1 protein-coding gene is annotated in these 340 nt (G+C 24.1%); it reads left to right on the forward strand.

The genetic code is table 11. The features are described 5' to 3' along the window. Nucleotides 1–107 precede the first annotated feature (107 nt). The coding region (locus HMPREF9075_RS13450; RefSeq protein WP_232305050.1) for a hypothetical protein at nt 108–340 on the forward strand (233 nt) is incomplete at its 3' end.

Below are 340 nucleotides of genomic sequence, written 5' to 3' on the forward strand. Positions count from 1 at the left end.
CAAAGTTGTATTATCGTGTTCTCTTTAATGAAGATTGTAGAAGTTTTGAAATAGATACTCTTACTTATGTAGAGATTAGAGACAATCTTTTGATAGATAAAATATCTATGGATTGGTTTCTTTTAAAAATTAATAAAATAGATACAGTTTCAGGAGTAATAAATATATACATAGGAGAAGAATCTGATTATGAAGATGACCCTACACTATATAAATTTGGTAAGATATATAGTAATAGACATATTTATTATATCAAAAGAAAAGGCAAGTATTTATCTATAACAAATGATGCAATACCAGATAATTCAGATGTTTATATTGAAAAAGAAAAAGTAAAAGA

Origin of the sequence: Capnocytophaga sp. oral taxon 332 str. F0381 (assembly GCF_000318275.2) — a bacterium.
GTDB lineage: Bacteria > Bacteroidota > Bacteroidia > Flavobacteriales > Flavobacteriaceae > Capnocytophaga > Capnocytophaga bilenii.